General features: G+C 72.1%; 1 protein-coding gene. It reads left to right on the top strand.

What is annotated here, in order from left to right:
• Positions 1–168: 168 nt before the first annotated feature.
• On the top strand, positions 169–420 hold a 252-nt coding region (locus G3I78_RS49150), incomplete at its 3' end, for a hypothetical protein (protein WP_164437161.1).

Here is a 420-nt window from a genome sequence, read left to right as displayed (position 1 = left end):
GCTGCTCGCGCAGCTGGTGGGCAGGGCACCGGTGCGCGCCACACTGCTGGAGCGCGACCAGAACTTCCCGGCCGACTTCGGCGAGCTCCAGGCGGAACTCGACCACGCCCGGGGCATCCTCGACACCGGCTGGGACATGCGGTCGAACGCGAGCGCGGGGGTGCGGTGATGGGCCTGCGCGAGGCGTTCGCCTCCGTCATCGCCTCCCCCGGGACCCTGCTGCCCGTGCTGCGCGAGGATCCCGGGCGGGTCCAGGCCCGGTTCGGACTGTCCGACGCCGAACTGGCGGTGCTGGCGGGCGTCGACGGGGACAGCTACGCGTTCATGGCCGAAGAAAGCGGGGCCAAGCGCAGGATCCACCTCTCGGTGGGCGTCCCCCGGACCGTGAACGAGCTGACGGAGCATCATCCGGAGGTGCTC

Origin of the sequence: Streptomyces sp. SID13726 (assembly GCF_010548375.1) — a bacterium.
GTDB lineage: Bacteria > Actinomycetota > Actinomycetes > Streptomycetales > Streptomycetaceae > Streptomyces.
Note: the sequence above shows the minus strand (reverse complement) of the source record. Positions and strands in the feature narration are given on the sequence as shown.